Source organism: Aquabacterium sp. (assembly GCF_036279655.1).
Classification (GTDB): Bacteria; Pseudomonadota; Gammaproteobacteria; order Burkholderiales; family Burkholderiaceae_C; genus Aquabacterium.
Map to the genome: position 1 here is coordinate 1 of NZ_DASUIT010000020.1, position 23,545 is coordinate 23,545.

The 23,545-nt window shown below is 64.3% G+C and carries 30 protein-coding genes; 23 read left to right on the forward strand and 7 right to left on the reverse strand.

Going from position 1 to position 23,545, the window contains the following annotated elements; genetic code table 11:
• The coding region (mnmH, locus tag VFW84_RS02145) for a tRNA 2-selenouridine(34) synthase MnmH (protein ID WP_329678785.1) at positions 1-829 on the forward strand (829 nt) is incomplete at its 5' end.
• A gap of 10 nt (positions 830-839) precedes the next feature.
• Here the strand turns inward: mnmH and VFW84_RS02150 are convergent.
• The gene (locus VFW84_RS02150) at positions 840-1,568 is read right to left on the reverse strand and encodes a SapC family protein (RefSeq protein WP_329678786.1); all 729 of its coding nucleotides are present in this window, start codon (positions 1,566-1,568) and stop codon (positions 840-842) included.
• A gap of 80 nt (positions 1,569-1,648) precedes the next feature.
• On the opposite strand from VFW84_RS02150, the gene ubiA reads away from it, so the two are divergent.
• A complete protein-coding gene (gene ubiA / locus VFW84_RS02155) occupies positions 1,649-2,530 on the forward strand; it encodes a 4-hydroxybenzoate octaprenyltransferase (RefSeq protein WP_329678787.1) in 882 nt (293 codons plus the stop codon).
• Between the two features lie 7 nt (positions 2,531-2,537).
• On the opposite strand, the gene proC is transcribed toward ubiA, so the two are convergent.
• Together proC and VFW84_RS02165 are read right to left on the reverse strand one after the other, a co-directional pair.
• Positions 2,538-3,353, reverse strand: coding sequence for a pyrroline-5-carboxylate reductase (gene proC, locus VFW84_RS02160; protein WP_329678788.1), 816 nt, complete (start codon positions 3,351-3,353; stop codon positions 2,538-2,540).
• A gap of 15 nt (positions 3,354-3,368) precedes the next feature.
• Positions 3,369-4,049 (reverse strand): YggS family pyridoxal phosphate-dependent enzyme, encoded by a 681-nt coding sequence (locus tag VFW84_RS02165; RefSeq protein ID WP_329678814.1) that lies wholly within the window; start codon positions 4,047-4,049, stop codon positions 3,369-3,371.
• 49 nt (positions 4,050-4,098) lie between these two features.
• On the opposite strand from VFW84_RS02165, the gene VFW84_RS02170 reads away from it, so the two are divergent.
• From VFW84_RS02170 to VFW84_RS02185, 4 genes are read left to right on the forward strand one after another with little or no spacing between them, the layout of a single operon-like run.
• Positions 4,099-5,142: a type IV pilus twitching motility protein PilT gene (locus tag VFW84_RS02170; RefSeq protein ID WP_329678789.1), complete on the forward strand. Its 1,044-nt coding sequence runs from the start codon at positions 4,099-4,101 to the stop codon at positions 5,140-5,142.
• 25 nt (positions 5,143-5,167) lie between these two features.
• Positions 5,168-5,809 carry a Crp/Fnr family transcriptional regulator gene (locus VFW84_RS02175; protein ID WP_329678790.1) on the forward strand — a complete coding sequence of 214 codons (642 nt, stop codon included), beginning with the start codon at positions 5,168-5,170 and terminating at the stop codon, positions 5,807-5,809.
• Between the two features lie 38 nt (positions 5,810-5,847).
• The gene (locus VFW84_RS02180) at positions 5,848-6,984 is read left to right on the forward strand and encodes a PilT/PilU family type 4a pilus ATPase (RefSeq protein WP_329678791.1); all 1,137 of its coding nucleotides are present in this window, start codon (positions 5,848-5,850) and stop codon (positions 6,982-6,984) included.
• Complete coding sequence (locus VFW84_RS02185; RefSeq protein WP_329678792.1) at positions 6,984-8,864, forward strand: sensor histidine kinase; 1,881 nt, start codon at positions 6,984-6,986, stop codon at positions 8,862-8,864. The genes VFW84_RS02180 and VFW84_RS02185 overlap by 1 nt, the downstream gene beginning before the upstream one ends.
• Here VFW84_RS02185 and VFW84_RS02190 read toward each other — a convergent pair.
• The gene (locus VFW84_RS02190; RefSeq protein ID WP_329678793.1) at positions 8,841-9,494 is read right to left on the reverse strand and encodes a response regulator transcription factor; all 654 of its coding nucleotides are present in this window, start codon (positions 9,492-9,494) and stop codon (positions 8,841-8,843) included. The genes VFW84_RS02185 and VFW84_RS02190 overlap by 24 nt on opposite strands.
• A gap of 92 nt (positions 9,495-9,586) precedes the next feature.
• On the opposite strand from VFW84_RS02190, the gene VFW84_RS02195 reads away from it, so the two are divergent.
• Positions 9,587-10,498: an NAD(P)-dependent oxidoreductase gene (locus tag VFW84_RS02195; RefSeq protein WP_329678794.1), complete on the forward strand. Its 912-nt coding sequence runs from the start codon at positions 9,587-9,589 to the stop codon at positions 10,496-10,498.
• A 24-nt stretch (positions 10,499-10,522) separates the two neighbouring features.
• On the opposite strand, the gene VFW84_RS02200 is transcribed toward VFW84_RS02195, so the two are convergent.
• Genes VFW84_RS02200 through VFW84_RS02210 form a run of 3 tightly spaced genes read right to left on the reverse strand, consistent with a single transcriptional unit; the run spans position 10,523 to position 12,173 of the window.
• Positions 10,523-11,158 (reverse strand): BON domain-containing protein, encoded by a 636-nt coding sequence (locus tag VFW84_RS02200; protein WP_329678795.1) that lies wholly within the window; start codon positions 11,156-11,158, stop codon positions 10,523-10,525.
• Complete coding sequence (locus tag VFW84_RS02205; RefSeq protein ID WP_329678796.1) at positions 11,158-11,733, reverse strand: hypothetical protein; 576 nt, start codon at positions 11,731-11,733, stop codon at positions 11,158-11,160. The genes VFW84_RS02200 and VFW84_RS02205 overlap by 1 nt, the downstream gene beginning before the upstream one ends.
• Positions 11,734-11,789: 56 nt before the next feature.
• Positions 11,790-12,173 (reverse strand): YraN family protein, encoded by a 384-nt coding sequence (locus tag VFW84_RS02210; RefSeq protein ID WP_329678797.1) that lies wholly within the window; start codon positions 12,171-12,173, stop codon positions 11,790-11,792.
• Here VFW84_RS02210 and rsmI point away from each other — a divergent pair.
• From rsmI to secY, 16 genes are all read left to right on the forward strand, one after another.
• Positions 12,172-13,095, forward strand: a complete 924-nt coding sequence (rsmI, locus tag VFW84_RS02215; protein ID WP_329678798.1) for a 16S rRNA (cytidine(1402)-2'-O)-methyltransferase — start codon at positions 12,172-12,174, stop codon at positions 13,093-13,095. The genes VFW84_RS02210 and rsmI overlap by 2 nt on opposite strands.
• Before the next feature lie 127 nt (positions 13,096-13,222).
• Positions 13,223-14,167: a lipase gene (locus VFW84_RS02220; protein ID WP_329678799.1), complete on the forward strand. Its 945-nt coding sequence runs from the start codon at positions 13,223-13,225 to the stop codon at positions 14,165-14,167.
• A gap of 230 nt (positions 14,168-14,397) precedes the next feature.
• Positions 14,398-15,342: a lipase gene (locus VFW84_RS02225; protein ID WP_329678800.1), complete on the forward strand. Its 945-nt coding sequence runs from the start codon at positions 14,398-14,400 to the stop codon at positions 15,340-15,342.
• 187 nt (positions 15,343-15,529) lie between these two features.
• Positions 15,530-16,459, forward strand: coding sequence for a lipase secretion chaperone (locus VFW84_RS02230; protein ID WP_329678801.1), 930 nt, complete (start codon positions 15,530-15,532; stop codon positions 16,457-16,459).
• An 86-nt stretch (positions 16,460-16,545) separates the two neighbouring features.
• Entirely contained in the window at positions 16,546-18,006 is a 1,461-nt protein-coding gene (gene tldD, locus VFW84_RS02235; protein ID WP_329678802.1) for a metalloprotease TldD, read from the forward strand.
• 285 nt (positions 18,007-18,291) lie between these two features.
• Entirely contained in the window at positions 18,292-18,660 is a 369-nt protein-coding gene (rplN, locus tag VFW84_RS02240; RefSeq protein ID WP_329678803.1) for a 50S ribosomal protein L14, read from the forward strand.
• A 30-nt stretch (positions 18,661-18,690) separates the two neighbouring features.
• Positions 18,691-19,008, forward strand: a complete 318-nt coding sequence (gene rplX / locus VFW84_RS02245; protein ID WP_329678804.1) for a 50S ribosomal protein L24 — start codon at positions 18,691-18,693, stop codon at positions 19,006-19,008.
• 11 nt (positions 19,009-19,019) lie between these two features.
• A complete protein-coding gene (gene rplE, locus VFW84_RS02250; protein WP_329678805.1) occupies positions 19,020-19,571 on the forward strand; it encodes a 50S ribosomal protein L5 in 552 nt (183 codons plus the stop codon).
• A gap of 8 nt (positions 19,572-19,579) precedes the next feature.
• The gene (rpsN, locus tag VFW84_RS02255; protein ID WP_329678806.1) at positions 19,580-19,885 is read left to right on the forward strand and encodes a 30S ribosomal protein S14; all 306 of its coding nucleotides are present in this window, start codon (positions 19,580-19,582) and stop codon (positions 19,883-19,885) included.
• 29 nt (positions 19,886-19,914) lie between these two features.
• Positions 19,915-20,310, forward strand: a complete 396-nt coding sequence (rpsH, locus tag VFW84_RS02260) for a 30S ribosomal protein S8 (protein ID WP_329678807.1) — start codon at positions 19,915-19,917, stop codon at positions 20,308-20,310.
• Positions 20,311-20,326: 16 nt separating this feature from the next.
• A complete protein-coding gene (gene rplF / locus VFW84_RS02265) occupies positions 20,327-20,860 on the forward strand; it encodes a 50S ribosomal protein L6 (RefSeq protein WP_329678808.1) in 534 nt (177 codons plus the stop codon).
• Between the two features lie 14 nt (positions 20,861-20,874).
• The gene (gene rplR, locus VFW84_RS02270; RefSeq protein WP_329678809.1) at positions 20,875-21,243 is read left to right on the forward strand and encodes a 50S ribosomal protein L18; all 369 of its coding nucleotides are present in this window, start codon (positions 20,875-20,877) and stop codon (positions 21,241-21,243) included.
• Positions 21,244-21,267: 24 nt separating this feature from the next.
• A complete protein-coding gene (gene rpsE / locus VFW84_RS02275) occupies positions 21,268-21,786 on the forward strand; it encodes a 30S ribosomal protein S5 (protein ID WP_329678810.1) in 519 nt (172 codons plus the stop codon).
• A 15-nt stretch (positions 21,787-21,801) separates the two neighbouring features.
• Positions 21,802-21,984, forward strand: a complete 183-nt coding sequence (rpmD, locus tag VFW84_RS02280) for a 50S ribosomal protein L30 (RefSeq protein WP_329678811.1) — start codon at positions 21,802-21,804, stop codon at positions 21,982-21,984.
• Between the two features lie 24 nt (positions 21,985-22,008).
• Complete coding sequence (gene rplO, locus VFW84_RS02285; protein ID WP_329678812.1) at positions 22,009-22,443, forward strand: 50S ribosomal protein L15; 435 nt, start codon at positions 22,009-22,011, stop codon at positions 22,441-22,443.
• 40 nt (positions 22,444-22,483) lie between these two features.
• Positions 22,484-23,545, forward strand: a 1,062-nt coding sequence (gene secY, locus VFW84_RS02290) for a preprotein translocase subunit SecY (RefSeq protein ID WP_329678813.1), incomplete at its 3' end; no start/stop codon positions are given.

The window sequence follows — 23,545 nt, forward strand, 5'->3', positions numbered from 1 at the left end:
GTTTGCCGACAAGCCGCACAACTGGAAGCCGCTGGTGTACTGCTGGCGTGGCGGCCTGCGCAGCGGCTCCATGGTGACCTGGTTCAGGCTGGTGGGCTGGGATGCCCAGCAGCTCAACGGCGGCTACAAGCGCTGGCGTCAGCACGTGATGGCCACCCTCGAGGCGCTGTGCCCGCGCCTGCAGTTGCAGGTGATCAGCGGTGCCACCGGCAGTGCCAAGACACGCCTGCTCCATGTGCTGGCCAGTGAAGGTGCCCAGGTGCTCGACCTGGAAGGCCTGGCGCGCCACAAGGGCTCGCTGCTGGGCGCCGTGCCCGGGCAGGCCCAGCCCTCACAGAAGGCATTCGAGACGGATCTGGCCACGGTCATCGAGGGGCTGGATCTCGACCGACCGGTGTTTGTCGAGGCCGAAAGCCGCAAGATCGGGCGCATCGCCTTGCCCACGGTCCTGATCGAGCGCATGCGCGCCAGTCCCTGCATCGAGGTGTCGGCGTCGCCTCAGGCGCGTCTGGCCTTCCTGCTGAAGGACTATGCCTACCTGGGGGACGATGGCCAGGCACTGGCGGCCTTGTTCGAGCCACTGCGGGCCCTGCACAGCCGCGACACCATCGAGCGCTGGCAGGCCTGGGCCCGCGAAGGCGCACTGCCGCCATTGTTCGACGAGCTGATGCGCCTGCACTACGACCCCTCGTATGCCCGCTCCCAGGCGCAGCATTTTCACCAGTGGGCACAGCGCCGGCAGATCGACTGCATGACGCTGGACGACGAGGCCCTGCGGCGGGTGGCACCGCAGGTGCTGAACGCCAGCGCCGCGGTGTCGTCGGCGTGAGTGCCTGAGCTCAGTTGGCCAGCTTGCGGCTCAGACGGGTCGCCAGCTTGTTCACATTGTTGAGCGACAGCAGGTGGGCGTGGATCCAGCCCAGCGCGCCGGTGCTGAACAACTCCTGGATGATCTTGGCGTCCAGTTTGCGCAGGCGGTCTTCATCGACCACCTTGAAGCCGTTGAGGTTGAAACGCTGCTCGCCCAGCTTGAAGTCGATGTTGCGCTCGACCAGCAGGTCCAGCTCGACCAGGCGCTTGACAAAGGCCGCGGTGCGTTGCATGTCGGTGTGAAAGTCCAGCAGGAATTTCTCCAACTGCTTCAGGTAAGGCGTGTCCTTGCCTTCGGCGTCGAACAGGGCCTCGCCTTCCTTGTCATTGAGGCCATCGAAGGCGCTGTCCACGCAGACCGTCAGCTGGTTCTGGCCGGCTTGTTCGGCCAGCACGAAGGGGTAGCGGCGGATGAAGGCGGGCAGGTAGCTGTTGGGGTCCCAGCGGCCTTCGCCATCGATGTAGAGGTTGTCCTTGTCGCGCAGGCCCACCACGGCCACCATGGTGTGCTGCTCACCCGAGCTCACGAACACGCAGGGGAAATCCAGCGCGGCCAGGGGCAGCTCGGTCACGGCCAGCAGCAGCGAGTTGGTCTCGCGCGCGAAGGACAGGTGCTTGTCACTGGCCTTGATGCGCAACTGGCGGTGCTGTTCGCGGTTGATCGGCGTGATTTTGTCGTACATCAGCAATGTCTTCATGGGCTTTTCCTGAGAAAGCAAATCGAGCTTGAATGCGCAGCATAGCGCGTTCGCATGACGCTCTTGCGATAATCCACCCCGTGACTGTACTGACGCTGCGCGCCCGCTGGGCCCTCTACCTCGATCTGATCCGCTGGAGCCGGCCCCAGGGCTGGCTGCTGCTGCTGTGGCCCACCTTGTCGGCCTTGTGGCTGGCCGCGGGGGGCTTTCCGGGCTGGCACCTGATCCTGGTGTTCACGCTGGGCACCATCCTGATGCGCTCGGCCGGTTGTGCCGTCAACGACATTGCTGACAAGGATTTCGATCGCCACGTCAAGCGCACGGCCGAGCGGCCCATCACCAGTGGCCGGGTGTCGGTCAAGGAGGCGCTGGCCGTGGGGGCCGTGCTGGCCCTGCTGTCGTTTGCGCTGGTGCTGAGCACCAATGTGCTGACCATCGCCATGTCCTTTGGGGCCCTGGCCATCACGGCCGCCTACCCCTATGCCAAGCGCTTTGTGTCCATGCCGCAGGCCGTGCTGGGGCTGGCCTTCAGCTTTGGCATTCCCATGGCGTATGCGGCGGTGCGCAGCGAGGTGCCTGTCGAGGCCTGGTGGCTGGTGGCGGGCAATCTGGCCTGGGTGCTGGCTTACGACACCGAATACGCCATGGTCGATCGCGATGACGATCTCAAGATCGGCATCCGCACCTCGGCCATCACCCTGGGGCGTGCCGATGTGCTGGGCGTGGGCCTGTTTTACGCCACCAGCCTCTTGTGCTGGGCCCAGGTGGCCCAACGGGCCGGGCTGGGCATGCCCTTCTGGGCGGGCTGGGCCATGGCCAGTGTGCAGGCCGTAGGCCATGTCTGGCTGATCCGGGGGCGGGATCGGGAATCCTGCTTCGCGGCCTTCCGCATGAACCACTGGCTGGGCGCCGCGCTGTTTGCCGGGGTGCTGGCCCACAGCCTGATGGGGCCGGGGGCCTGAGGGCCGGTCAGCGACCGAACTCGTCGCCCAACTCGCCCGCGCGGTGTTCTGCCGCGCGCATGGCCTGCACGAACGCAGCCTTGACGCCTGCGGCTTCCATGTGGCTCAGCGCGGCATAGGTGGTGCCTCCCTTGGAGGTGACCTTCTCGCGCAAGGTGGCGGGGCTGTCCTCGGACTGGCTGGCCAGGGCGGTGGCGCCGCCAAAGGTGGCCAGGGCCAGGGTGCGGCCTTGCGCGGGGCTCAGGCCCATGTCGCTGGCGGCCTGCATCATGGCTTCGATGAAATAGAACACATACGCCGGGCCGGAGCCCGACAGGGCGGTCACGGCGTCCAGTTGAGGCTCGGCTTCGACCCACAGCGACTGCCCGGTGGGGGCCACCAGGGCCTCGATCTCGGCGCGCTCGCCCGGGCTGACCTCGGCGCGGGCGAACAGTCCGGTCATGCCCTGGCCGACCAGGGCCGGGGTGTTGGGCATGGCGCGCACGATGCGGGGGGTGCCCAGCCAGCGGGCCATGTCGTCGGTGCGCAGTCCGGCCATCACGCTGTAGTGCAGGGCGCCCGCCGTGTGGGCGGCGCAGCTCTGCGCCGCTTCCTTGAACTGCTGGGGCTTGACGGCCCAGACCACCAGGCTGGCGTCTGCCAGGGTGACGTCGGGGGCGGCCTGGGTGCGCAGGCCCTGGGCTGCCAGGCGCTCGCGCTGCGCCTCGCTGGGATCGACCACGAGGATCGAGTCCGGGGCGCGGCCCTGGCGCAGCAGCCCGCCGATGATGGCGGTGGCCATGTTGCCGCCGCCGATGAATGCGATCAAGGTAGAGGTGTTCATGGGCGTGATCATGCCTCAGCGGCTGCCAAAGAGCGCCGTGCCCACCCGTACCATGGTGGCCCCTTCGGCGATGGCGGCCTCCAGATCGGCGCTCATGCCCATGGACAGGGTGTCCAGCGCCAGTCCGTCGGCCACCAGTTGCTCGAACAGCACCTTCAGGGCGTGGTGGGCGCGTTGCTGGGCGGCCTCATCGGGGGTCGGGGCGGGCAGGGCCATCAGCCCCCGCAGGCGCAGGCGTGGCAAGGCTGCCACAGCCCGGGCCAGGGCGGGCACCTCGGCGGGCGCGGCGCCGCTCTTGCTGTCCTCGCCGCTGGTATTGACCTGGATGAGCACATTCAGCGGGGGCAGGGCCTCAGGGCGCTGCTCGCTCAGGCGCTGGGCGATCTTGAGCCGGTCCACGCTCTGCACCCAGTCGAAGTGCTCGGCCACCACGCGGGTCTTGTTGCTCTGCAGGGGGCCGATCAGGTGCCACTGCAGTTGCGCGCGCACGTCGGACAGGGCCTGGATCTTGTCCAACGCCTCCTGCACATAGTTCTCGCCAAAGGCGCGCAGACCGCAGTCCAGGGCGGCCCGCACGGTCTCTGGCCCGAAGGTTTTGCTCACCGCCAGCAGGCTGACCGACCCGGCGGGCCGGTGATAAGTCAAACAAGCCTGTTCTATCCGCTTACTCACACGTTGTAGGTTCTGCTCGATCATCGCGATAATGGTCCGGTCATACACGAAACGGGCGTCAGGCCGATCATCCATGGACATCACCCAACTGCTTGCGTTTTCCGTCAAGAACAAGGCATCCGACCTGCACTTGTCGGCCGGCTTGCCGCCCATGATCCGTGTCAACGGTGACGTGCGGCGCATCAATGTGGACCCGCTGGACCACAAGACGGTGCACGACATGGTGTACGACATCATGAACGATTCGCAGCGCAAGGCCTACGAAGAGACGCTCGAGTGCGACTTTTCCTTCGAGATCCAGGGGCTGGCCCGCTTTCGTGTCAATGCCTTCAACCATAACCGAGGTTCGGGCGCGGTCTTCCGCACCATTCCCAGCAAGATCCTGACCCTGGAGCAGCTCAATGCGCCCAAGGTGTTCGGCGATCTGGCACTCAAGCCGCGCGGCCTGGTGCTGGTGACGGGCCCCACCGGCTCGGGCAAGTCGACCACCCTGGCGGGCATGGTCAACCACCTCAATGAGACCGAATACGGCCACATCCTGACGGTGGAAGACCCCATCGAATTCGTGCATGAGTCCAAGAAGTGCCTGATCAACCAGCGTGAGGTCGGCCCTCACACCCTGAGCTTTGCCAATGCCCTGCGCTCGGCCCTGCGTGAAGACCCGGACGCCATCCTCGTGGGTGAAATGCGCGATCTGGAGACCATCCGCCTGGCCCTGACCGCCGCAGAAACCGGCCACCTGGTGTTCGGCACCCTGCACACCTCCAGTGCCGCCAAGACCATCGACCGGATCGTCGACGTCTTCCCCGCAGCTGAAAAGGACATGGTGCGTGCCATGCTGTCGGAGTCCCTGCAGGCGGTGATCTCCCAGACCTTGTGCAAACTCAAGGACGGTTCGGGCCGTGTCGCGGCGCATGAGATCATGATCGGCTCGTCCGCGATTCGCAACCTGATCCGTGAAAACAAGATCGCCCAGATGTACTCGGCCATTCAGACCGGCAACAATGTGGGCATGCAGACACTGGATCAGAACCTGACGGATCTCGTGCGTCGCAATGTCATTTCGCCCGCGGAAGCGCGTGCGAAGGCCAAATTCCCGGAGAACTTCCCGGGCTGATCACCTTGACCCTCGGAACCCTGGGATGAAGAGCTTGTTCGATCGCATCATCGGCGCGCCAGCGGCCTCCGGCAAGGCCCCCGCTGCTGACGACGAAGGCTTTTTCTCCACCCAGTTCATGGAGCGGCCCGAGTCCGTTCGGGCCACTTCCGCCTGGACGGCGCGCGCACTCGTGGTGGGCGCCCACAGCCTTGCCCCGGCGGTCGGGCTGGCCGCCCTGGAAAAGGTCTGGGGATCCGATCACTTCTTTGCGGCCCTGGATGGCATCGAGCGCCAGAAGCTGTCCGAGTGTCTGGAGTTCGTCACGGTGCCGGCCGGGCGCGAACTGATGGTGCAGGACGAAAAGGGGGACTACGCCCTGATCGTGCTCAATGGCGTCGTGGCGGTGGATCGGCTGCAACCCGCCGGCGGCCGGGCCCGTCTGGCCGAGGCCCGCGATGGCGATGTCATCGGCGAGATGTCGCTGGTGGATGCCGGCGCGCGGTTCGCGTCCTGCGTCACCCTGAGCCCCTGCACGCTGGCCGTGGTCACCGGCGAGGCCCTGGACGATCTGTCCATCGAGGAGCCCCGCCTGGGCATGGCGATGCTGGCCTCCATGGCGCGTCGCCTGTCCCTGCGGACCCGGCAACTGAGTGCCCGACTGTCGGCCCTGCTGACCTCGGGTTAGAGTCATTCACATTCTTCAATGTATTGGGGACCCATTTCATGGAACGCGATCAGGCCTCGAAATTCATCACCGACCTGCTCAAGCTGCTGATCGCCCGTGGCGGCTCGGATTTGTTCCTCACGGCGGATTTCCCTCCGGCCGTCAAGGTGGACGGCAAGATCACCAAGGTGTCGCCGCAGCCGCTGACCTCGCAGCACACCCTGGCGCTGGCGCGTTCCATCATGAACGACAAGCAGGCCGCCGAGTTCGAGCGCACCAAGGAATGCAACTTCGCCATCTCGCCCGGCGGGGTGGGGCGCTTTCGAGTCAATGCCTTCGTGCAGCAAGGCCATGTCGGCCTGGTCTTGCGGGTGATCCCGCAGCAGTTGCCCACCATCGACGGCATGGGCATGCCCCAAGTGCTCAAGGACGTCGTGCTCACCAAGCGCGGTCTGGTCATCCTGGTGGGGGCCACGGGTTCGGGCAAGTCGACCACGCTGGCCGCCATGGTGGACCACCGCAACGAGAACACCTACGGCCACATCATCACCATCGAGGATCCGGTCGAGTTCGTGCATCCGCACAAGAACTGCATCGTGACCCAGCGCGAGGTGGGCCTGGACACCGACGGCTGGGACATTGCGCTCAAGAACACCTTGCGTCAGGCCCCCGATGTGATCCTGATGGGCGAAATCCGCGACCGCGAGACCATGGAACACGCGGTGGCCTTCGCCGAAACCGGTCACCTCTGCCTGGCCACCCTGCACGCCAACAGCTCCAACCAGGCGCTGGACCGCATCATCAACTTCTTCCCTGAAGAGCGTCGCGCCCAGTTGCTGATGGACCTCTCGCTCAATCTGCGCGCCCTGGTGTCCCAGCGACTGCTGCCCCGCCAGGAAGGCAAGGGACGTGTGGCTGCCGTCGAGATCCTGCTCAACTCGCCCCTGATCAGCGACATGATCTTCAAGGGTGAGGTCGGCGAGATCAAGGAGATCATGAAGAAGTCGCGCGAGCTGGGCATGCAGACCTTCGACCAGGCGCTCTACGATCTGTACGAGGGCAACTACATCACCTTCGAGGATGCGCTGCGCAACGCCGACTCGGTCAATGACCTGCGTCTGCAGATCAAGCTCAACAGCCACCGCGCCCGCAATGCCGATCTGTCGGCAGGCACCGAGCACATGAAGATCGTCTGATGAGCAGGCGCTCGGGCGGGTCGGTGTGGCTGTACTGGCTCTGCAGCCTGTGGCTGATGTGTCTGAGTGGTTGCATCGAATCCGAGCCCGATCGGGCCTTTGAAGTGCGCCGCGCCGAGTTCACGGTGCTCAAGGGGCCCGATGCCGGGCGTGTGACCCAGGTCACCCTGCCTGACGGCTGGGACTATCAGAGACCGCCTCGCTCGGGCCTGGCCGAGTATCGGTTCGACGTTCCCCGGCAGGCCTTCGCGCGCGGGCAACCCAGTCTGTATCTGCCCAAGGTCGGCAATGCCTTCGAGGTCTACGTGCAGGGACGGGAAGTCTTCAGCAGCGGCGGCTTCGGTGAGCAGGGCGGCGAGACACGGCGATCGCGTCCCCAGCTCGTGCCATTGGGGCCTCTGCCAGCGGGCGACCCGGTGCGAGTCGTCATCCGTCTGGAGGGCGGCAGCCTGACTCTGGCAGGCCTCTCCCATGTCTTTGCCGGAGACCGTGCTCAACTGGAGCGCGCCTACCTCGTCAAATCCTTCTTCTACGCCGATGCGACCTTGCTGGTGGCGGTGGCCTGCCTCAGCATGGGACTGCTGGCCCTGCTGGTCTGGACGCGGGTGCGCGACCCCCTGTACCTGCTCTTCGGCCTGGCCGCCGTGATCTGGGCCTGGCGGACCTCGACCCCTGGGCAGACGGTGTTGTGGATGACCCCCTGGCTGTGGAGCTATGTGTTCCTGGCCAGCTATGGCTGGTTCGTGGCTCTGATCTCCCTGTATGTGGTGGGGGTCTGTCGCCTGCAATGGCAGGGCTGGCCGCGCCTGCTGTGGGGCTACTTTGGTGTGGTCACCGTGTTCTTTGCCCTGGCCGTGCTGTTCAACTGGCACTTCCTGCGCACCATCTTCAACACCTTGAACCTGGCCATCGTGATCGCCTTGTGTGTGGCCCTGGTGTGGCAGGCGCGTCGCCAGCCGTCGCAGGAGCTCACCTTGCTGGGGGGCGCAGGTCTGCTCACCTTGCTGGCGGGGGGGCGGGATTGGTGGATGAACAACTTTGATGCCGACCGTTACGCCAACCAGACCTGGGCGCGCTATGCCGTGCTGTCCTTCATGGCCGTGATGGCCTGGATGCTGGTGGATCGCCTGGTCAAGCTGCAGCGCGAAACCGCCCAGCTCAATCTGGAGCTTGAGGACAAGGTGCGTCAGAGGGAGGCCGAACTGGCCGCCCTGTTCGAGCGGCAGCGCGAGCAGGACATGGTCCAGGCAGCCACCTCGGAGCGCGAGCGCATCGTGCGCGAGATGCATGACGGCATCGGGGGGCAGTTGATGACCGTGCTGCGCGGCGTCGAGCGCGGGGCCTTCAGCCAGGAACGGGTGGCTGAGGTGCTGCAGGAAAGTCTGGACGATCTGCGCCTGATCATTGATGCCTCCAGCGCGCACCGTGAACTGGTCCCGGCGCTGGCGGCCTGGCGTCATCGCTGGGATGCCCGTCTGGAGGCGCTGGGCATTGATCTGGACTGGTCTCTGGACGATGCCTTGATGGGGCTGGTGCTGCCACCTGACACCGTGCTGCAGATCATGCGCATCCTGCAGGAGGCGGTGATCAATGCGGTCAAGCACGCACGCACCAGCCGCATCCAGGTCGAGGCACGGGCTCTGCCCAAGGGTTTGCAGTTGCGTGTGGGGGACTTTGGGGCGGGCTTTGACGTGACTGCCCTGGACGATCCGTCCCGCTCGGCCGGGCGCCACGGCCTGAAGTCCATGCGGGCCCGGGCGCAGGCCATCGGGGCGACCTTGTCCATGCTCTCGGCGCCCGGGCAGGGCACCACGGTGCTGCTCGTCTGGCCCGCCATGACGGGCAGCGACACCCCGTCAGTGGATCAGGCCACGCCGTGAGGCTTCAAGGGCAGCCTCGGCGCGGCTGCAAATGCCCAGCTTGCGATAGACATCGCGCACATAGGTGTTGACGGTGTTGACCGTGATGCTCAGCAGACGGGCGATTTCAGCGGCCTTGTAGCCCTTGCCGATCAGGCGCAGGATGTCCACCTCGCGCTCGGTGAGGCGGATGTCGCCCTCCTGCCCATCGGTCGGCGGGGCCTGTTCGTGCTGGCGGAAGTGCTGCAGCACCCGCATCGCGATCGAGGGTGACAGGGGCGGCTCGCCCTGCTCGATGCGGCGCAGCTGCGCCTCCACCACGGCACGTGGTTGAGACTTGAGCACATAGCCACAGGCGCCCGCCTGCAGAGCCGGGAACACATGGCTGTCATCGTCATGGATGGTGGCCACCACGACCAGGGTGCCCTGGCGGGACAGGCTGCCGATCAACTCCTGCGCCGTGCCGTCGGGCAGGCTCCAGTCGACCAGGGCCAGATCGTGCCGCCGGCTGCTCATCCTGGCGCGCGCTTCCTGCAAGGTCGCGGCGGTGTCCACGCTGAGCAGGGAGGGCAGTGCCCGAGGCAGGACATCGGCCAGCCACTGCCGGGGCTCGTCCAGGTCTTCAACGATGAGGGCGCTGTGGTGGGGCATCGTCGGATTCTTTCACGGGCCATGTCGGGGTGACACTCCCAGTTCCCGGGGGGCTGCGACAATCTGCCCGCCATTGTTTTTCAAGGTGTTTCATGATCGCAGCCGACAAATCCTACGCCTCCGTGACCCCTCAGCGCATCGCCTTCATCGGGCTGGGCACCATGGGCGCCCCCATGGCGGCGCATTTGCAGGCAGCGGGGCATGAGCTCACGGTCTTCAATCGCACCCCGGGCAAGGCCCAGGCCTGGGTGGACGAGTGTGGGGGCCGGCTGGCCGCCACTCCCGCAGCGGCGGTCGAGGGGGCCAGCATCGTGGTGTCCTGCGTGGGCAATGACGACGATCTGCGCGAGGTCGTCACGGGTGCGCAAGGCGGCCTGCCGGCGATGGCGGCGGGCGCGGTATGGGTCGACCACACCACCACGTCGGCCGCTGTGGCGCGTGAACTGGCCGAGGCGGCGCGCCAGCGCGGCTGTGCCTTCATCGACGCACCGGTGTCCGGCGGCAATCTGGGGGCCATCCAGGGTGTGCTCACCGTGATGTGCGGCGGTGATGCGGCTGCCTTCGCGCAGGTGGCGCCCGTGCTGGAAGCCTATGCCCGCGCGGTGACCCATGTCGGTGAGGCAGGCTCGGGGCAGTTGGCCAAGATGGTCAACCAGATCTGCGTGGCGGGCTTGTTGCAGGGCCTGGCAGAGGCCCTGGCCTTTGGCCAGCAGGCCGGGCTGGACATGCACCAGGTGCTGGGCGTGATCTCGCAGGGGGCCGCCAGCAGCTGGCAGATGGTCCATCGCGGTCCGACCATGGTCGATGACCGCTTTGATTTCGGCTTTGCCGTGGACTGGATGCGCAAGGACCTGGGCCTGTGCCTGGACGAGGCCCGGCGCCAGGGCGCGGTGTTGCCCACCACGGCCCTGATCGACCAGTTCTATGCCGATGTGCAGCGCATGGGCGGCGGACGCTGGGACACGTCCAGCCTGATCAAACGCCTGCGGCCCACCTCGTCATGAGCTGAGCCGCAGCGCCTGCCCGATTCACTTCGGGCTGCTGGCCGGTGCCGCTGGCTGCTTGCGTGCGAGTTCTTCCTCGCTGATGATGTGCAGCACCTTGATCACCTTCTGCACGCCGCTGACGGTGGAGGCCAGCTCGGCCGCCCGCGTGGCTTCGCGCTCGGTCACCAGACCCATGAGGTAGACCTCGCCGCGCTCGACCACCACCTTGAAGGCATTGGCCTGCAGGTCCCGCGCATCCACGAAGGTGGCCTTGACCTTGGCCTGCACGATGATGTCGCTGCCGCGGCTGGCCATGGACGCATTGCCCATGAGCGCCAGCTCATTGACCACAGAGCGCACATTCTCCGTGCGGGCCACCACCTGCTCGACCGTCAGCTTGTCGGCCTCGCTGGGCACCTCGCCCGTGATCAGGGCGACGCGGTTGTAGGACGTCACGTTGACATGACCGCGCTCACCCATGGCCTCTCGGACCCGGCTGGCCGCCTTGAGCTCGATCCCCTGGTCTTCAACCTGAGCGCCCGAAGTGCGGCGATCCGTCACCATGAAGGCCCCCCCCACCGCGCCGCCCAGCACCAGGGGGGCGCAGCCGCTCAGGGTGGTGGCCGCCAGCAGTGCCGCTGTCAGGATCAGTCCGGCGGGATGTTTCGTCAGATTCATCAAAGCTCCTCTCCGAGCAGGTGGGCATCCACCGCTTCCGTCAAACCATGCACGGCCAGCCAGGCCGTGCTGAACAAGGTGGTGGGCTGGCGTCCTGGCAGAGGCACCCAGACATCGGTGTCACGCACCATCGGCCCCAGCACCGATGCCGCTTCGCCACTGACCACCACCAAGGTGAGATCCATCTCCTGCGCCGTGGCCGTGGCGATGGCCAGCTCACCTTCATCGCGCTCCAGCGAGAACGCCAGCCAGACATCGCCCGGATGGGCCAGTGCTCGGACCTGGGCATCCAGATGGCCCGGGATCACGGACTGGCCCGGTCCCCAGTCTCCCGAGACGGCCACGGCCGCCAGCGGCGGGCGAGGACGGCCTGAGCCATGGATCAACAGATGAGCCGCCTGACGGGCCAGCCATGCGCCCTCCGCTTCACCGGCGCACAGCACCTTGCCGCCGCTGGTGAGGCAGTGGACGATGGCCTGGGCCGCGGCATGCAGATGGTGGGCCAGCCGGTCAGAGGTCTGATAGAGGCCATCGGCTGCCTCGACAAAGGCTTGCTGCAAGAAAGGAGGGGTCATGGAAGGGTCGGACATGGCTGTCGATGATAAGGGCAAGACCCACTGGCTCCGTGTGTTCAGTCCTGGGCCGTGAACGCAGCCGGGATCCAGGTCAGCGTCTCGCCGTCGATGGCCACGACATCGAATCGGCAGGGGGGCAACTGGGGCAGGGTCATCAGGTAATGGCGTGCGCCCAGAATGCAACGGCGCTGCTTGCCCAGGCTCACCGAAGCGGCCGCACCTCCGTGGTCATGGCGGCTGCGCTGGCGGACTTCGACGAACACCAGCGTGCCATCCACCGTGCACATGATCAGGTCCACCTCGGCTCCGCGGGCACCCGGTCCGCGCGCCACCCGATAATTGCGGTGCACCAGGCGCAAGCCCTGGGCTTCCAGATAGGCCAGTGCCTGGCCTTCCGCCACATCTCCCCGGGATTTAGTCGTGACCGTCGATGCCAACATGCTTCTCCAGACCGCCGCCATGGCTGCGGGCGGTCAACAGTATCCCGCAGGAGCCCTGTACGTCGTGGGCACGCCCATCGGCAATCTGGCCGACATCACCTTGCGGGCCATCCATGTGTTGTCCCTGGTCGACAGCGTGGCCTGCGAGGACACGCGCATGACCCAGCGCCTGATGCAGCACCTGGGCCTGAGCAAGCGGCTGATCTCGGTGCATGAGCACAACGAGAACGAGGCCGCGCAAGGCGTGGTGGCCGCGCTGCAGGCGGGGCAGCGCGTGGCCTATGTCAGTGATGCGGGCACGCCCGGGGTGTCCGACCCCGGCGCCCGTCTGGTGCGGGCCGTGGCAGCGGCAGGTCTGCGCACGCTCCCCATCCCGGGTGCCAGTGCCCCCGTGTCCATCGTCTCCGTGGCGGGCGATGTGGTGGCCCAGGGCTTCACCTTTGCAGGCTTCCTGCCCACCAAGGCAGCGGCCCGGCGTGAGGCGCTGGAGGCCCTGCGGCGCGCCAGCGCGGCGGTGGTGTTGTTCGAGTCTCCCCACCGAGTGCAGGACTTGGCGCGTGACCTGGAGGCGCTCGATCCTGCTCGGCTGGTCACGGTGGGCCGTGAATTGACCAAGCAGTTTGAAGAAGTCGCCACCATGCCGTGCGCGGCCCTGCCTCACTGGCTGGAGGGCGGGCAGCGCCAGAAAGGCGAGTTCGCACTGGTGTGGCATGCGCAGGGCCTTGACCCCGACGCGGCGGATGCGGCTGCCATTCCCTTGCCGGTGCAGGAGATCCTGACCGTCTTGTCGGACACCTTGCCCGTCAAGGAGGCGGCCCGCCTGCTGTCTGAAGTGACAGGTTTGTCACGCAATCGGCTGTACCAGGCGGTGCTGGACCTGCGTCAGGGCGACAAGGCGCAGGAGTCTGACGCCCTGGGCTAATGTGGGCCCATGAATGCGGGGGCAGGCTAACCCTGCCGTCGAGGGCTTCCCCTAGGGGGGGTGTGACTTGTGCCTCGAATAATCAGTTGTAACAGCACGTTTGCTGTGACTACAGAGGAGAAGACGCATGAACACACTGACTATCCGCCGTATTGCCGTGGCAGCCGCCACCGCCGCCGTGGCCATGACGGCCGTGGCCGACGCCAACGCCGCCTGCTCGATCTTCAACACGAAGGCCAAGACCAAGTACCCCGTGGTGCTGGTGCATGGCTTCATCGGGTTTGACAACATCGCAGGTGTGGTCAACTACTTCTACCAGATCCCTGGCGCCATCGAAGACGCCTGCGGCAAGGTCTTCATCGCCCAGGTGAACCCTTCGCAGACCACCGAATACCGCGGTGAAGAGCTCAACAAGCAGCTCGACGCCTGGAAGGCCGCCGCCCCCTGGTACGCCCCGATCAAGAAGTTCAACCTGATCGGCCACAGCCATGGCGGCCCCACCGTCCGCTACGCCGCCGGCACCCGCACCGACATTGCGTCGGTGTCGACCATGTCGGGCACGCATTACGGCTCCAAGGTGGCTGACAAGATCCTGGCAGGCACCACGCCTGACGGCCAATTTGACAAGCTGGCCACGGGCGGTCTGCAACTGATCGGCTGGCTGACCGGCCTGAAGGACTACAAGAGCGCCGACCTGAAGACGGCCCTGGCCGCTCTGAGCTCGCCTGGCGCCGCCGCCTTCAACGCCAAGTTCCCCAACGGTGCCAATGCCGAGGTCCAAGGTGGGCAGTACTTCTACTCCTACGCCGGCAACATGGTCAAGACCAATGGCTGGGACATCTCCGATGCTCTGCTGGCCTACACCGGTGGCCCTGACTACTACGGCACCGAAGCCAACGACGGCCTGGTCTCGCCGCGCGAAGCCAAGTGGGGCAAGCAGATCGACATGGCCCTGCCCTGGAACCACCTGGATGAAATCAACCAGGTGCTGGGCACGATCGGCAAGGACGCACCCGATCCCAAGGCCTACTACGTGACCATGATCAACCGCCTCAAGACCAAGGGTCTGTAAAGCGAGATGGGATGCAGGCGACAGCTTTTGGGCATGTGTCGCCTGCAGCCTGTTTCTGACCCGTGAATCGAGGGGGGGCTAACCCTGGATTCACGGGTTTTCCCAGGCGTTCGGGGAACTTTTCGCGAAAAAAATCACGTTGTGCCATTAATCGCATTGAACGGCAAAGTACTGCCGATTAACGGTGCTCACCGACACACACACACAACGTAGGACTGATGGAGATACGCATGAACTTCAAAGCTTCGATTCGCTCGATTTCGATGGCTGCTGCCGCCGCGGTGGCTCTGACGGCCGTGGCCGATGCCAACGCCGCCTGCTCGGTGTTCAACACCAAGGCCAAGACCAAGTACCCCGTGGTGCTGGTGCATGGTTTCATCGGTTTTGACAACATCCTCGGTGCCGTCAACTACTTCTATCAAATCCCCGGCGCCATTGAAGACGCCTGCGGCAAGGTGTACATCGCTCAGGTGAACCCTTCGCAGACCACCGAATACCGCGGTGAAGAACTCAATAAGCAACTGGACGCCTGGAAGGCCGCCGCCCCCTGGTACGCCCCGATCAAGAAGTTCAACCTGATCGGCCACAGCCATGGCGGCCCCACCGTCCGTTATGCCGCTGGCACCCGCACCGACATCGCTTCGGTGTCGAGCATGTCGGGCACGCACTATGGTTCCAAGGTGGCAGACAAGATCCTGGCTGGCACCACGCCTGACGGTCAGTTCGACAAGCTGGCCACCGGTGGTCTGCAACTGATCGGCTGGCTGACGGGCGCGACCGATTACAAGAACGCCGACCTGAAGACGGCACTGGTGGCCCTGAGCTCGCCTGGCGCTGCCGCCTTCAACGCCAAGTTCCCCAACGGTGCCAATGCCGAGGTCCAAGGTGGGCAGTACTTCTACTCCTACGCTGGCAACAAGGTCAAGACCAATGCCTGGGACATCTCCGATGCCCTGCTGGCCTACACCGGTGGCCCTGACTACTATGGCACCGAAGCCAACGACGGCCTGGTCTCGCCGCGCGAAGCCAAGTGGGGCAAGCAGATCGACATGGCCCTGCCCTGGAACCACCTGGATGAAATCAACCAGGTGCTGGGCTCCCTCGGCGAGGGTGCGCCCGATCCCAAGGCCTACTACGTGACCATGATCAACCGCCTGAAGAACAAGGGCCTCTGATCAGGGCTGCTGACGAGGGCCGACGCACTCCCGTGCTTTGGCTCTGAGGGCCGGCGCTCTTGCGCCGGCTTTTTTTCTTTGTGGACAGTATCGTGACCCTGAAGGTGAGGGCGGCGCTACCATCGCAAATGAGCTCAGGGTGTATCTTGCGAGTCTTGGAGGCTGAGGATCCAGTATGCAGAATCGGTTGAAGTGGGCTGTCGTGGCCGGTGCTCTGGCATTGGCTGCGGGTGTATGGTGGTGGCAGAGCGGGATGCCGCACGGTGAGTCGACGACGGCCAGTGGTGCCGCAGATGCCCCGTCTGGGCCGGGCTGGTCCGTCATGGGGGGCTCCGGTGATCGCGGCGACACGCCAGCGACCGGGGTGGCTCAGCTGACGCCCGACCAGGTGCGTCAGCGACTGCTGGTGCGCGGTTCGCTGCAAGGCACCGAGCCGTCTGGCGACTGGTGTGTGCGCGATGGCAAGACCCTCGCGCCCTGCAAAGGCCTGCGGGATCGTTTCGAGTACTACATCCTGGGTATTGGCGAAGTCTCCATCGCCGACATCCGCGGTCTGATCGAAGACGAGGCTCGGCGTGAGGTGGGTGAGCGCATCACGGTGTCCATCATGGACATCTTCGACAAGTACTGGCGCATCCGCACCTACGACTGGAAGAACAACTTCATTCAGAGCGATCGCAGTACCTGGATGCCCGTGTTCGAGGAGCAACGCTCAGTGCGCCGCCAGATCCTGGGTCAGCCCTGGGCCGACGCCTTCTTCCAGGACGACGAAAAGCATTTCCAGGACTATTACGCCCAACTGGAGTCGGGGCAGCCTCCGCCGCCACACCCCGGTGAGCCTGTGCCTCAGATGGACCCCGGCAAAGACCCGGCGGCCGTGCGCGCCGAGCGCGTGGCCCGCTATGGCGAGGACGCCGCCAAGCGCCTCGATGAAGTCGATGCCAAATGGGCCGATTGGGACCGTCGACTGGTGGCCGCGCGTGGTGAATGGGAGCGCATCCAGGGGCAGGCCAACCTCTCGGAGACACAGAAGCAGGACGAAATGCAACGCTACGTCGAGGCCAACTTCCAGGACAAGGACCGCCTGCGCGTCCGCGCCTTGCTCAAGCTGCGCTGACCCTGCTGTGGCGAATCTGCCGCCTCTGACACGATTGACAAGGCCGACATCCCACAAGGAGTCGGCCTTCTTCCTACAATGAGCCCATGATTGCCGTCGACGCCACCCTTGCCCGCCTCCAGACCGCCCGCGAACTGCTGCTCGCGCCCTACGGCCTGGACGAATCCACCCTGACCAAGGCCCTCCGGGTCGTCACGGAACACCGTGTCGACGATGCGGACCTGTACTTCCAGTTCACCCGCAGCGAAGGCTGGAGCCTGGAAGAAGGCATCGTCAAGTCCGGCAGCTTCAGCATCGACCAGGGCGTCGGGGTGAGGGCCATCGCGGGCGAAAAGGTCGCCTTCGCCTATTCCGACGACATCACCGAAGCCGCCTTGCTCGATGCGGCACGCACCGTGCGCACCATTGCTTCAGCGGGGCAAAGCCGTCGCGTGAAAGTGGGCGCTCACAAAGTGGCACCCAGCCGCTCCCTCTATCCGGCGCTGGACCCCATTGCCACGCTCGACAGCGCCGCCAAGGTCGCCCTGCTGGAAAAGGCCGAGCGCATGGCCCGCGCCAAGGATCCGCGCGTGGCGCAGGTCATGGCCGGCCTGGGCATGGAATACGACGTGGTGCTGGTGGCCCGCGCCGACGGCACCCTCGCGGCCGACGTGCGCCCCCTGGTGCGCCTGTCCATCACCGTGATCGCCGAGCAGAACGGTCGCCGCGAGGTCGGGTCGTCGGGCGGTGGCGGTCGCTACGGCCTGGCCTATTTCAGCGACGAGCTGATCCAGCAGTATGTGGATCAGGCGGTGCATGCCGCGCTGGTCAACCTGGAAGCCCAGGCTGCACCGGCGGGTGAAATGGCCGTGGTGCTGGGCAGCGGCTGGCCTGGCATCCTGCTGCACGAGGCGGTGGGTCACGGTCTGGAGGGCGATTTCAACCGCAAGGGCTCCAGCGTGTTCTCTGGGCGCATCGGTCAGCGCGTCGCGGCCAAGGGCGTCACGGTGCTGGACGACGGCACCATCGCGGACCGCCGGGGTTCGCTCAACATCGACGATGAAGGGCATGCCACCCAGCGCACCGTGCTGATCGAGGATGGCATCCTCAAAGGCTACATCCAGGACGCCACCAACGCCCGCCTGATGAAGATGATGCCCACCGGCAACGGCCGCCGCGAAAGCTACGCCCACCTGCCCATGCCCCGCATGACCAACACCTACATGCTGGGCGGTGACAAGGATCCGGCCGAAATCATCGCCTCCATCGACCGTGGCCTGTACGCCGTGAACTTCGGTGGCGGCCAGGTCGACATCACCAGTGGCAAGTTCGTTTTTTCTGCCAGTGAAGCCTACTGGGTCGAAAAGGGCAAGATCCAGTACCCGGTCAAGGGCGCGACACTGATCGGCAATGGTCCGGACGCCATGACCCGTGTCAGCATGATCGGCAACGACATGAAGCTGGACAGCGGCGTGGGCACCTGTGGCAAAGAAGGCCAGAGCGTGCCGGTGGGAGTGGGTCAGCCCACGCTGCGCATCGACGGCCTGACCGTCGGCGGCACCGCCTGAACTTTTTTGCAGCCAGGCCTTGACCAAGGCGCACAAACGCGTGCATAATGCAAGGCTTCGCTGAGTAAAGGCTTTTTGTCAGCCTGATCCCTCAGCCGAGACGGTTTGAAGCCAGCGCACTTTCCGGAAGGAGGGTTGCAGTGGTTAAAGGACTGTCAGGGCTGCTGTGGTGGGCGTTCAGACAAACAGTGTTTAGTCAGATCCGCCCATTCCTGTGGGCCCAAGACTGTCCGATCGTTGTTGTGCAGAGGTTGCACAGCCGATGGGTGCAAGTTGGGGTAAAAAATGATCCAAATGCAATCGCGACTTGACGTCGCTGACAACACGGGTGCCAAGAGCGTCATGTGCATCAAGGTGCTCGGTGGCTCTAAGCGTCGTTACGCCGGTATCGGCGACATCATCAAGGTCAGCATCAAAGAAGCTGCGCCCCGTGGCCGCGTCAAAAAAGGCGAGGTTTACAGTGCAGTGGTGGTGCGCACCGCCAAGGGCGTTCGTCGTCAAGATGGTTCGCTCATCAAGTTTGACGGCAATGCCGCCGTGCTGCTGAACACCAAGCTGGAGCCGATCGGCACCCGCATCTTCGGCCCCGTGACGCGTGAACTGCGTAACGAGCGCTTCATGAAGATCGTGTCGCTGGCCCCCGAGGTGCTCTAAGCATCGCTCAGGCAAAGCAAAGGACAGCCCATGAACAAACTCCGTAAAGGCGACCAGGTCATCGTGTTGACCGGCCGCGACAAAGGCAAGCGCGGCGCCATCGCTGCTCGCGTTGATGCCGACTATCTGCTGGTCGATGGTGTGAACGTTGCCAAAAAGCACGTGCGCCCCAACCCCATGAAGGGTACGACCGGCGGCATCGTCGACAAGACCATGCCGATCCACCAGTCCAACGTGGCAATCTTCAATGCCGCTACCGGCAAGGCTGATCGCGTGGGTATCAAGCTCCTGGAAGACGGCAAGAAAGTGCGCGTCTACAAGTCCAGCGGCGAAGAAATCAAGGCTTGATGAGGGAACAAATGACTCAACAAACCGCTCGTCTGCAAGACTTCTACCGCGAAAAAGTGGTGCCCGACCTGATGGCCAAGTTTGGCTACAAGTCGATCATGGAAGTGCCCCGTCTGACCAAGATCACCCTGAACATGGGCGTGTCTGAAGCTGTGTCGGACAAGAAGGTCATGGAACACGCCGTTGGCGACCTGACCAAGATCTCTGGCCAAAAGCCCGTGGTCACCATGTCCCGCAAGGCCATCGCTGGTTTCAAGATCCGCGAAAACATGCCCATCGGTTGCATGGTCACCCTGCGTGGTGCTCGCATGTTCGAATTCCTGGATCGTTTCGTGACGGTGTCTCTGCCCCGCGTTCGCGACTTCCGTGGTATCTCCGGTCGTTCCTTCGACGGTCGTGGCAACTACAACGTCGGCGTCAAGGAACAGATCATTTTCCCTGAAATCGAGTACGACAAGATCGACGCCATCCGTGGTCTGAACATCAGCATCACGACGACGGCCAAGACCGACGACGAAGCCAAGGCTCTGCTGGCGGCTTTCAAATTCCCGTTCAAGAACTGAGGTGGAACGTGGCTAAAGTCTCTCTCAAGCAGCGCGAAGAAAAGCGCGAAAAGCTGGTTGCCAAGTACGCCAAGAAGTACGCCGAACTCAAGGCCGTCATCAATGACGCCAACAAGTCCGACGACGAGCGTTACGCTGCCCGCCTCGAGCTGCAAAAGCTGCCCCGCAACGCTAACCCCACCCGTCTGCGTAACCGCTGCCATCTGACCGGTCGCCCCCGTGGCACCTTCCGTCAGTTCGGCCTGGGCCGTAGCAAGATCCGCGAACTGGCATTTGCCGGTGACATCCCCGGTGTCACCAAGGCAAGCTGGTAAGTCGGCAGGGAACGAACAGGAGTTATCCCATGAGCATGAGTGATCCCATCGCCGACATGCTGACGCGCATTCGCAACGCACAAATGGTCCAAAAGGCCAGCGTCGTGATGCCCTCGTCAAAGCTGAAAGTCGCGATCGCCCAAGTCCTGAAGGACGAAGGTTACATCGACGGTTTTGCCGTCACCGGTGAGGCTTCCAAGCCCGCACTGGAAATCGCCCTGAAGTACTACGCTGGCCGTGCCGTGATCGAGAAAATCGAACGCGTCTCCAAGCCTGGTCTGCGTGTGTACAAAGGCCGCCATGACATTCCCAAGGTCCAGAACGGCCTGGGTGTGGCCATCGTCACGACCCCTCAGGGTGTGATGACCGACCGCAAGGCGCGCGCTGCCGGTATCGGCGGCGAAGTGCTCTGCTACGTCGCCTGATCGAGGAGCCATCGACATGTCCCGCGTAGGAAAAATGCCGATCGCCGTCCCCCAAGGTGTGGACGTGCAGATCACTGCAGATCAAATCACCGTCAAGGGCGCCCTGGGCACCCTGACCCGTCCCCAGTCCGTGCTGGCCCCCGTGGCCAACGACGCTGGCGTGCTGAAGGTGTCGCCCGCTGATGACAGCGCCGCCGCCAACGCCATGTCCGGCACCGTGCGCGCCCTGGTGAACAACATGGTCAACGGTGTGAGCAAGGGTTTCGAGAAGAAGCTGACCCTGGTTGGCGTGGGCTTCCGTGCCCAAGCTCAAGGTCAGAAGCTGAACCTGCAAATCGGGTTCTCTCACCCTGTCATCAAAGACATGCCCGCAGGCATCAAGGTCGAGACCCCGTCTCAGACCGAAATCCTGATCAAGGGTGTCGACCGTCAAGTGGTGGGGCAGATCGCCGCAGAAGTGCGCGCCTTCCGTCCGCCCGAGCCCTACAAGGGCAAGGGCATCCGCTACGCCGACGAGCGCGTGGTCTTGAAAGAGACCAAGAAGAAGTAAGGAGCTGATTCATCATGTCTATCAACAAGAAGGAACAGCGCCTGCGTCGCTCGCGTCAAACGCGTGCTCGCATTGCTTTGCAAGGCGCCGTGCGTTTGTCGGTCATCCGTACCAACCTGCACATCTACGCCACCGTCACCACTGGCGACGGTTCCAAGGTGATCGCCTCCGCCTCGACTGCCGAGAAGGAAGTTCGCGAGCAACTGGGCGCCGCTGGCAAGGGTGGCAATGTGAACGCCGCGTCCGTCATTGGCAAGCGTATCGCCGAGCGTGCGAAAGCAGCTGGCGTCGAGAAGGTCGCTTTCGACCGCTCGGGCTTTGCCTACCACGGTCGTATCAAGGCCTTGGCTGATGCCGCGCGTGAAGCCGGTCTTCAGTTCTAAGCCAGGCACTGGAAGGAATACGAAATGGCAAAGTTTCAACCCAAAGTGGCTGACGAAGGTCGCGACGATGGTCTGCGTGAGAAGATGATCCAGGTGAACCGCGTGACCAAAGTGGTCAAGGGCGGTCGGATCATGGGCTTCGCAGCTCTGACGGTGGTGGGTGATGGCGATGGTCGCATCGGCATGGGCAAGGGCAAGGCGCGCGAAGTGCCTCTGGCCGTGTCCAAGGCCATGGACGAAGCCCGTCGCAACATGCTCAAGGTGTCGCTGAAGAACGGCTCCGTTCACCACAACGTGGTGGGCGAGCATGGCGCCTCCAAGGTGCTGCTGGCTCCGGCTCCCGCCGGTACCGGCATCATCGCTGGCGGCCCGATGCGTGCTGTGTTCGAAGTGATGGGTGTGACCGACATCGTGGCCAAGAGCCTCGGTTCGACCAACCCTTACAACCTGGTTCGCGCCACGTTCGACGCCCTGCGCAAGTCGACCACGCCGGCCGAAGTTGCTGCCAAGCGCGGCAAGTCGGTTGAAGAAATCTTCAACTGATCGCTGGAGACTGACATGAGCGAAAAGAAAACTCTGACCGTCAAGCTGGTTCGCAGCCCGATCGGTACCCGTGAAGACCACCGCGCCACGGTGCGTGGTCTGGGTCTGCGCCGCATGCACAGCACGTCGACCCTGGAAGACACGCCCGCCGTGCGCGGCATGATCAACAAGGTCCGCTACATGGTTGTGGTGCTCTAAGCCACCACAACTCTGGGGAATACCATGGAACTCAATAGCATCAAGCCCTCCGCGGGCGCCAAGCACGCCAAGCGTCGCGTTGGCCGTGGCATCGGCTCTGGCCTGGGCAAGACCGCGGGTCGCGGTCACAAGGGCCAGAAGTCGCGCTCGGGTGGTTACCACAAGGTCGGTTTCGAAGGCGGTCAAATGCCTCTGCAACGCCGCCTGCCCAAGCGTGGTTTCAAGTCGCACCTGCTGAAGTACAACGCTGAAATCACCCTGGGTGAACTGCAAGCCCTGGACGCCGCCGAAGTCGACGTCCTGGTGCTGAAGCAGGCTGGCCTGGTGTCCCAGATCGCCAAGGTGGTCAAGGTCATCAAGTCGGGTGAAATCAGCAAGAAGGTCACGCTCAAGGGCATCGGCGCTACCGCCGGCGCCAAGGCCGCGATCGAAGCCGCTGGCGGTTCGCTGGGCGAATAAGCCCGGCAAGCGTCTGGAACACGAGCACTGAACAGGACTCATGGCCACTTCTCCCACTCAACTGGCTAAAAGCGGAAAGTTCGGCGACCTTCAACGTCGTCTGGTCTTCCTGCTGATGGCGCTGGTCGTCTACCGCATCGGGGCGCATATCCCCGTGCCCGGTATCGACCCTGCACAGTTGCAACAGCTGTTCAAAGGGCAGTCGGGCGGCATCCTGAGCCTGTTCAACATGTTCTCCGGTGGTGCGCTCTCGCGCTTCACGGTCTTCGCCCTGGGCATCATGCCGTACATCTCGGCATCCATCATCATGCAGATGGCGGGTTATGTGCTGCCCAGCATCGAGGCCCTGAAGAAGGAAGGCGAAGCCGGTCGTCGCAAGATCACGCAGTACACACGCTATGGCACGCTGGCCCTGGCGCTCTTCCAGTCCTTCGGCATTGCCGTGGCGCTGGAAGGTACGGCAGGTCTGGTGATCAACCCGGGTGTCGGTTTCAAGTTCACCACGGTGGTGAGCCTGACGGCAGGTACCTTGTTCCTGATGTGGCTGGGTGAGCAGATCACCGAGCGGGGTCTGGGCAATGGCATCTCCATCCTGATCTTCGGTGGTATCGCAGCGGGCTTGCCCAGCGCCATCGGTGGTCTGTTCGAGTTGATCCGTACCGGTGCGATGAGCATCCCTGCCGCGATCTTCATCCTGATCATCGTTGGTCTGGTGACCTTCGGTGTGGTGTATGTGGAGCGTGGTCAGCGCAAGATCCTGGTGAACTACGCCAAGCGCCAGGTTGGCAACAAGGTGTATGGCGGGCAATCGTCCCACCTGCCCCTGAAGGTCAACATGGCCGGTGTGATCCCGCCGATCTTCGCCTCGTCGATCATCCTGTTGCCGGCCACGGCGGTGGGTTGGTTCGCCACGGGTGACAGCATGCGCTGGTTGAAGGACATGGCAGGCGCACTGTCGCCGGGTCAGCCGATCTATGTGCTGCTGTACACCGCTGCGATCGTGTTCTTCTGCTTCTTCTACACGGCGCTGGTCTTCAACAGCCGTGAGACCGCTGACAATCTCAAGAAGAGTGGCGCGTTCATCCCGGGCATCCGCCCAGGT